The sequence below is a fragment of the Xanthomonas sp. D-109 genome, assembly GCF_017746095.1.
Classification (GTDB): domain Bacteria; phylum Pseudomonadota; class Gammaproteobacteria; order Xanthomonadales; family Xanthomonadaceae; genus Xanthomonas_A; species Xanthomonas_A sacchari.
This window is the reverse complement of the sequence record NZ_JAGHWV010000001.1, coordinates 20,503-28,569: the sequence shown is the minus strand read 5'-3', so window position 1 is coordinate 28,569 and position 8,067 is coordinate 20,503. Positions and strand designations below refer to the sequence as shown.

General features: G+C 70.5%; 5 protein-coding genes. 1 reads left to right on the top strand and 4 read right to left on the bottom strand.

Annotation, left to right across the window (positions count from 1 at the left end; all coding sequences use genetic code 11):
* Window positions 1-346 precede the first annotated feature (346 nt).
* Window positions 347-3,346, top strand: coding sequence for a TonB-dependent receptor (locus J7357_RS00100; RefSeq protein ID WP_209244128.1), 3,000 nt, complete (start codon window positions 347-349; stop codon window positions 3,344-3,346).
* 59 nt (window positions 3,347-3,405) lie between these two features.
* Here J7357_RS00100 and J7357_RS00095 read toward each other — a convergent pair whose 3' ends face one another.
* From J7357_RS00095 to J7357_RS00080, 4 genes are all read right to left on the bottom strand, one after another.
* A complete protein-coding gene (locus J7357_RS00095) occupies window positions 3,406-4,281 on the bottom strand; it encodes an ADP-ribosylglycohydrolase family protein (protein WP_209244851.1) in 876 nt (291 codons plus the stop codon).
* A gap of 305 nt (window positions 4,282-4,586) precedes the next feature.
* Window positions 4,587-5,291, bottom strand: coding sequence for a tRNA (adenosine(37)-N6)-threonylcarbamoyltransferase complex dimerization subunit type 1 TsaB (tsaB, locus tag J7357_RS00090; RefSeq protein WP_209244127.1), 705 nt, complete (start codon window positions 5,289-5,291; stop codon window positions 4,587-4,589).
* Between the two features lie 60 nt (window positions 5,292-5,351).
* Window positions 5,352-7,361 carry an ATP-dependent DNA helicase gene (locus tag J7357_RS00085; protein WP_209244126.1) on the bottom strand — a complete coding sequence of 670 codons (2,010 nt, stop codon included), beginning with the start codon at window positions 7,359-7,361 and terminating at the stop codon, window positions 5,352-5,354.
* 162 nt (window positions 7,362-7,523) lie between these two features.
* On the bottom strand, window positions 7,524-8,045 hold the full coding sequence (locus J7357_RS00080; RefSeq protein WP_209244125.1) for a tetratricopeptide repeat protein: 522 nt from the start codon (window positions 8,043-8,045) through the stop codon (window positions 7,524-7,526).
* Window positions 8,046-8,067: the final 22 nt, after the last annotated feature.

The window sequence follows — 8,067 nt, the reverse complement described above, 5'->3', positions numbered from 1 at the left end:
GGGGTGAGGGTCGGCGCGCAGCGTCTCGCGGTGTTTGGGTGCACGAGGCTTCGCCCGTACCCTCATCCGCCCCTTCGGGGCACCTTCTCCCGAGGGGAGAAGGAAGCGCACTAGCCCCTCTCCCCTCGGGAGAGGGGTTGGGGTGAGGGTACGGCCGCCATGAAGCCCGACAGCGAAGGACATAACCATTGGTGCCGCCGACATAACGACGCGGCATTTCTGTGATGGCGTCCTATTAAGGTTAATGGAGCGGGGGAACGTTACCGCGCACACCGCATCATCCAGGAAGGGCGGATTCGAGTCGGCGCGGCGGGCCCCCGCCCCCACCACCCGAGTCGCCTTCCGCATGCACAATCATCGTTCCCTCCGCAGGCCCGCCCTGCTCGCCCTGGCACTGAGTGCCGCCCTCGCCCTGCCGCCGGCCCAGGCCCAGTCCACCACCGGCGCCGTCGCCGGCCAGGCGCCCGCCGACACCCAACGCATCCTGGTGCGCAGCGACAGCGGCCTCAGCCGCGAGGTCGCCGTCGACGCGCGCGGCCGCTACAGCGTCGGCCAGTTGCCGCTGGGCACCTACACCATCATCGCCAAGGGCGCCGACGGCAGCGTGCTGGGCAGCCGCGACGGCGTCGGCCTCACCGTCGGCGGCGTCACCGAGGTCTCCTTCGCCCCGGCCACCACCAGCCTGGCGGGCGTCCAGGTCAGTGCCGATCGCGCCGCCGCCGCGATCGACGTGAGCAGCGTGGACTCGCGCACGGTGATCAATGCCGAACAGCTGCAGCGCCTGCCGCTGGGCCGCTCGGCCGAGGCGATCGCGCAACTGGCGCCCGGCGTGGCCGGCAACAGCGGCAGCGGTACCTACATCGGCCCGACTGGCGCGCAGCTGCTCAGCTTCGGCGGCTCTTCTGCCGCGGAGAACGCCTATTACATCAATGGCTTCAATACCACCGACCCGCTGCGCGGCCTGGGCGGGCTGACCCTGCCCTACGGCAGCATCGACCAGTTGGAGGTCTACACAGGCGGCTACAGCGCCAAGTACGGGCGTTCTGACGGCGGTGTGATCAATGCCGTGGGCAAGCGCGGCACCAACGAATGGCATTTCGGCGGCCAGGCGACCTGGGAACCGGACAGCCTGCGCTCCGCGAAGAAGGACGTGTACGCGCCTGGCAACGGCGCGCTGTACCGGCCGGACAGCGAGAGCGGCTCCACCCTCAGCACCCAGAGCGTCTACGCCGGCGGCCCGCTGATCCAGGACAAGCTGTTCTTCTTCGGCGCCTACGAACTGCAACGCCAGGACGGCGATCGCTTCTACGGCGCACGCGAGACCACGCCAGGGCCGTACTACTACGACTACCAGTACCGCCGGCCGAGCTGGTACGCCAAGCTCGACTGGAACATCAGCGACAACCAACTGCTGGAGATCACTGGCGCCTCCAGCCGCTACATCACCCGCGGCACGTACTACCAGTACAGCGGCCGCGACATCGGCGCCCTGCGCGGCAACGCCGACACCACCAAGACCGGCGGCGACCTGTGGAGCGCCAAGTACACCGGCTACCTCACCGACCGCCTGACCTTCAGCGCGCTGTACGGCCAGCAGCGCACTGACGACTACAGCCGCAATCCCAGCTACAACGGCGCGCTGACCTATGTCTCCAGCCCCGGCTTCCAGAACCCGGCCTACACCGGCGGCACCCCGATCACCAACGCGCAGACCACCGCGCTGCTGATCGATCCAGCGCGCGGCAACCGCACCGACAACCTGCGCCTGGACCTGAACTACGCCATCGGCGCGCACAGCATCACCATCGGCATCGACAACCAGAACGCGCGCGCGCTCAACCGCGGTTCGGTGGCCTCCGGCGATGGCTATTACTGGATCTACGGCCAGGCCAATCCCAACGTGCCGATCAACACCGGGCTCGGCGTACCGGCCACCGGCGGCTACCCCAACGGCCAGGGCGGCTACTACGTGCGCAAGTACGTCTACAGCGCGCTGGCCTCGGTGCGCTCGGCGCAACGGGCGCAGTACGTGGAAGACAACTGGCAGGTCAACGACCGGCTGTTGCTCAACCTCGGCCTGCGCCTGGACCAGTTCACCAACTACAACCGCGACGGCGCGCCGTACATCAAGCAGACCAGCGGGCAATGGGCGCCACGGCTGGGCTTCAGCTGGGACGTCGACGGCGAAGCGCGCTTCAAGGTGTACGGCAACGCCGGCCGCTACTACCTGGCGCTGCCGCTGAACCCGGCATTCAACGCCGCCGGCGCCACCCTGGCCACCTCGACCTACTACACCTACGGCGGCATCGACGCCAACGGCTACCCGACCGGCCTGACCCAGATCTCCGGTGCGGTCTCGTCCAACAACAACTACGGCATCCTGCCCGACCCCAAGACCGTCGCCACCCAGGGCATCAAGCCCTCGTTCCAGGACGAGTTCATCCTCGGCTTCACCAAGGCCTGGGGCGACAGCTGGGTCTACGGCGCCAAGGGCACCTACCGCGTCCTGCGCAGCGGCGTGGACGACTACTGCGACAGCGATACCGTGTTCGCCGCCGCCGCGGCGCAAGGGCATACGGTGACCCTGGCCAGCAACCCGGTCAGCTGCTGGCTGATCAACCCTGGCCGGGCCAACACCTTCACCCTGGTCGACACCTCGGGCAACTACGTCAAGGTGCCGCTGAGCAACGCGCAGTTCGGCTTCCCGGCGTTCAAGCGCAACTACTACGGGCTCAACCTGTCGCTGGAGCATCCGTTCGACCAGCGCTGGTACGGCCGCCTCGACTACACCTGGTCGCGCAGCTACGGCACCACCGAGGGCCAGTTGCTGTCGGGCATCGGCCAGACCGCGGTGTCCACTACCCAGGCCTGGGACTTCGCGCAGTTGATGGAGCACACCAACGGTCCGCAGAGCAACGACCACACCCATCAGTTCAAGTTCTACGGCTACTACCAGATCAACCCCGCATGGCTGGTGTCGGCGAACTTCAAGCTGATCTCCGGTTCGCCGTTCAGTGCGCTCGGCTCCTACGGCCCCGACCACAGCGACCCCTCCGGCTATGGCATTGCCTATCACTACTACGACGGTCAGCCGGCCCCTCCGGGCAGCCAGGGCCGTCTGCCGTGGCTGCAGCAACTGGATCTCGGCGTGTCGTGGCGGCCGGCCTACGCCGACCGCAAGCTGGCCTTCACCCTGGACGTGTTCAACGTCTTCAATGGCCAGGCGACGCTGTGGAAGTATCCGTACTCGGAGACGGGCCCGGGTAACGCGGACCCGGTATACGGCGCGGCCCTGCTGCGCCAGGCGCCGCGTTCGCTGCGGTTGAGCGTCAGCTACGACTACTGATCCTCTGCGCAGCAACTCCAAGGACGCCGGCCACGCACGGCCGGCGTCCGCGGCGGCCTTCAGCCGGCGACACTGGCGGCGTACAGCCGATTGGCCAGCGCCACGATCTCCGCGGCATCCTGCACCCGCGCGCGCCAGGCTGCGGGAATGCCTTCGACACCATAGAAAGCACCGGCCAACTGCCCGCAGATCGCGGCCGTGGTGTCGGCGTCGTCGCCGAGATTGGCCGCGCGCAGCACCGCATCGGCGAAATTGTCGGTGGTCGCGAAGCACCACAACGCCGCCGACAGCGCATCGACCACGTAGCCGGTGCCGCGGATCTGCACCGCCGGCACCGCCGCATGGTCGCGGTCGACCAGCGCACGCAGGGCCGGGGTCTGCATCGGCGGCGCACCGGTTGGCTGCAGCACCTGCGCACGGTCCTCGCCGAGCAAGGCGGCACGCAGTTGGAAGGCGAACAGCTGGCTGGCGTCGAGTACCTCGGCCGCGGCATGCGTGGTGCGCGAACTGTCGGCGGCACGCGCAGCCAGTTCGTCGGGCCGCCGCGCGTAGAACATCGCCACCGGCGCCAGCCGCATCAGCGCGCCGTTGCCGGCCGCGCGCGGATCGTCGCTGCCGCTGAACGCCGGCCCGCCCTGCAGATACCGCTCCAGCGCCGCGCGCACGGTGTTGCCGATGTCGAAGCACGTGCCAGTGCTGCTCAGATAGCCGTGCCGATACCAGTTGCAGTAGCGGTTCATCTGGTCGGCGGCGTCGAAGCCCTGCCGGTACAGCAGGCTGTGCGCCAGGCACAGCGCCATCGAGGTGTCGTCGGTCCACTGCCCCGGCTGCAGCTCGAACGGGCCACCGCCGACCATGTCGTCGATCGGCGCGAAGCTGCCGGGCGCCTTGAATTCCAGCGTCGTCCCAACAGCATCGCCCACCGCCAGCCCCAGGGCGTGCCATCCATTCCCGAGCGTGCCGCGCCGCGATTGCGCGCGCCTGTGGCAAGGAAGAGCGAGGAAGTGGACGTCAGTCCACGCCCGAGCGATGACGCGGCCACGGGCGCGCGCAACCGCGGCCCTTCGGGTTGGGCCTGGCAGGCGCGCGGCCGGCGCCGCGCGGCTTGACCTGACGGCCAGTCAGGCGCTGCGCCACGCAACGCCGGCCGCGCGCCTGCCAGACCCAACGCGGCGCACTCGGGAATGGATGGCACGCCCTAGACAACCGCGGAAGCGGTCGCCGGGCGTCACCGCGCCGCTCATCGTGCGGCCCGCTGCGCCTGTTGCTCGGCCAGGGTCAGGGCGACGTTGTCGCGCAGGTAGGCCGGCTCGGCGCGTTCCGGCGCGATGCCTTCGCCGCGCGCGTACGCGGCCGCGGCCAGTGTCAGCACGTCGGCGGCATGCGGCAGCGCCTGCGCGTCGGCGCTGCGCCAGTGCGCGCCGAAGCGGCGTTGCAGGGTGCCATCGACCGCGGCCAGCCCGGTACCGACCGCGGCCCAGGCCGCTTCAAGTTCCGGTAGTACGAAGGCCTCCGGATTCATCACCTGCTCCGCGGTCAGCGCCTGCAGGCCGCCATCGGCCTGGCGCGCGTAGGCCGCGGTGTAGACCTCGCCCATGCGCGCATCGATCGCCGCCAGCACCCGCGGCGCATCGGCCGGCGCGCGCAGCGCCAGCACCTGCAGCGTGGACACCGGCAGCACCGGCAGGTCCAGCGCCAGGGCGATGCCCTGTGCCACAGCGATCGCCAGGCGCACGCCGGTGAACGCACCGGGGCCACGACTGAAGGCCACCGCATCGAGCTGGCGGCGGCCGATGCCGGCCTCGGCCAGCAGGTGTTCGGCCCACGGCAGCGCCAGTTCGGCATGCCGCCGCGGCGCCAGATCGAAGCGCTCCAGCACGCGGTCGCCGACCATGACGGCGACGGAGCAGGCTTCGGTGGAGGTTTCGAAGGCGAGCAGATTCATTGGGGGCTGGGAATCGGGAATGGGGATTGGGGAATCGGAAAAGCAAAGGCGGCGCGTCGGCTAGTTTGACGTGGCCGGTGGCGTCGCGGCCTCGGGATTATCGCCCAGCGCCGGGGCTTCGGCGGCGAAGAACTGGCGCACGTCCGCCACGTCGCGGGTGCGGGCGAACGGCGGCAGCGACTCCAGGAAGGTGCGACCGTAGGACTTGGACAGCAGGCGCGGGTCGCACAGCACCAGCACGCCGCGGTCGCGCTCGCTGCGGATCAGGCGGCCCACGCCCTGCTTGAGCGCGATCACCGCCTGCGGCAACTGCTCGTCGCGGAACGGGTTGCCGCCGTCGCGGCGGATCGCCTCCAGGCGCGCCTCGAACACCGGGTCGTCGGGCGCGGCGAACGGCAGCTTGTCGATCACCACCACGCTCAGCGCATCACCGACCACGTCCACGCCCTCGCGGAAACTGGCCGAGCCGAGCAGCACGCCGTTGCCGGAGGCGCGGAAGCGCTCGAGCAAGGTCGCGCGCGGCGCCTCGCCCTGCACGAACAGCGGCCAGGGCCCGTCGCGCAGCGCCTCGGCCGCCTCGCGCAGCGCGCGGTGCGAGGCGAACAGCAGGAAAGCGCGGCCCTGCGAGGCCTCCAGCACCGGCTGCAGCGCGGCGATCAGCGCCGTGCCGAAGCCACGCGCCGCCGGATCGGGCAGCGCCGGCAGGTAGCACAACGCCTGCCGCGCCCAGTCGAACGGGCTGGGCTGCAGCAAGGTCATCGGATCGCGCAGGCCCAGGCGGGTGGCGATGTGCTCGAACTCGCCCTTCACCGCCAGCGTCGCCGAGGTGAACACCCAGGCCGCGTGCGAGGCCTCGCGGTGCGCGCGCAGCGGCCCGGACACGTCCAGCGGCGTGCGCTGGCAGCGGAAGCCACGCGGGGTCAACTCGTACCACAGCACGTCGTTGCTCGGCGCGTCGGCTTCCGGCTCGGCTTCGAAATCCGGGATCGGCGCATCCTCGCCGAGCCAGCGGCCCAGCCGCGTGCGCAGTTCGCGCGCGCGCGCCGCGCAGGCGTCGAAGCCGGGCGAAGCCTCGCGCAGCACCGCCAACGGTTCCTGCAGCCGCGCCAGATCGGCCAGCAGCGCATCGAAACCATCGCGCACCTGCGGCTTGGCCAGCAGCCGCCACTGCGTGCCGCGCGCCGGCAGGCCTTCCATCGCCGCACGCAGTTCGCGCAGGGTCTGTTCCAGCGCCTGCGCCGGCGCCTGCAGGCTGGCCAACGCGCCGGCGACATTGCGGCTCTCGGCCAGGCAGTCGCGCGCCAGTTCCTGCAGCGGGCGCATGCCGAAGCCTTCGCCGAAGAAGTTCGCCGCCAGCTCCGGCAACTGGTGCGCCTCGTCGATCACGAAGGCCTGCGCGCCGGGCAGGATCTCGCCGAAGCCTTCCTGCTTCAGCGCCAGATCGGCCAGCAGCAGGTGGTGGTTGACCACCACCAGGTCGGCGGCCTGCGCGCGCTGCCGCGCCTGCACCACGAAGCACTCGCCCCAGAACGGGCATTCGGTGCCCAGGCAGTTGTCCACGGTGGAGGTGACCAGCGGCAGCAGCGGCGAGTCGTCGGCCAGCGCGTCCAGCTCGGCGATGTCGCCGAAGCGGGTGCGCCCGCTCCAGGCGACGATGCGCTGGAACTGCGCGACCTGCTCGCGCGCGGTGAAGCGCGGCTCGCCGCGCGCCTGCTGCAGGCGGTACTTGCACAGGTAGTTGGCGCGCCCCTTCAGCAGCGCGCTGCTCAGACCCACGCCCAACGCCGCCCGCACCCGCGGCAGATCGCGGTGGTAGAGCTGGTCCTGCAGCGCGCGGGTGCCGGTGGAGACGATGGTCTTCAGCCCCGACAACAGCGCCGGCACCAGATACGCATAGGTCTTGCCGGTGCCGGTGCCGGCCTCGGCCAGCAGCACGTCGCGCTGCTCGAACGCCGCGGCGATCGCCGCGGTCAACCGCAACTGCGCCGGCCGCGGCACGAACGCATCGAGCTGACGCGCAAGCGCCCCGCCTTCGCTGAGCGCTTCGGTGCTTGCGTGAGCTAACGACATGGGAATGGGGAGTCGGGAATAGGGAATGGTCAGAGCAGCAGCGCTACCCGCTCACTGTCACTGCCGCCGGCGGAGCGGGAAGGCGGGATGCCATCACGATGAAAAGCCGCCAGAAACGCAGCGTTTACCCATTCCCCATTCCCGACTCCCCATTCCCGGCCCTCAGTACCTCTTGATCCCCGGCACCGTGCACCCGGCGATCTGGGCGTGCGCCGAGGCGGCGTTTTCCTTCTGCCCGCGGGCCAGGCGCGCCTGTTCGATGGTCGCCCAGTGGCGGCGGCACAGCGGGCCGGTCTGCGAGCCGAGGTCGATGGCGCGCTTGGCGAAGGCTTCGGCCTGGGCGTCGTCCTTCTGCAGCAGCGCCACTTCGGCGCGGTCCTGCAGCAGCGCCGGGTCGTCCGGCACCAGCTTCAGCGCCTGGTCCAGCGCCGCGGCGGCACCGGCGAGATCGCCGGCGCTGCGCTTGCGCTTGGCGCTCTCGCGCAGATCCTCCACTTCCGGATCGCGCAGCGGCTGCACGCTCAGTTCGGTGTCGTCGGCACCGCCGCTGGCGTCGATCGCGGCGATGCGCTGCGCCGGCGTGGTGGTGTCCACCGGCGCGGCCGGGGGCGGCGGCGGCGGTGCGCTGACGCAGGAGGCGAGCAGCAGGCTGAGGGCGGCGATAGCGGGAAGACGGGAGGTCATGAGTGGTATCCGGGATCCGGGA

What these genes read in the sequence shown, in the direction of transcription:
- J7357_RS00100 (WP_209244128.1), top strand. Translation starts at nt 347, where the DNA reads ATGCACAATCATCGTTCCCTCCGCAGGCCCGCCCTGCTCGCCCTGGCA.
- J7357_RS00080 (WP_209244125.1), bottom strand. Translation starts at nt 8,045, where the DNA reads ATGACCTCCCGTCTTCCCGCTATCGCCGCCCTCAGCCTGCTGCTCGCC.
- J7357_RS00085 (WP_209244126.1), bottom strand. Translation starts at nt 7,361, where the DNA reads ATGTCGTTAGCTCACGCAAGCACCGAAGCGCTCAGCGAAGGCGGGGCG.
- tsaB (WP_209244127.1), bottom strand. Translation starts at nt 5,291, where the DNA reads ATGAATCTGCTCGCCTTCGAAACCTCCACCGAAGCCTGCTCCGTCGCC.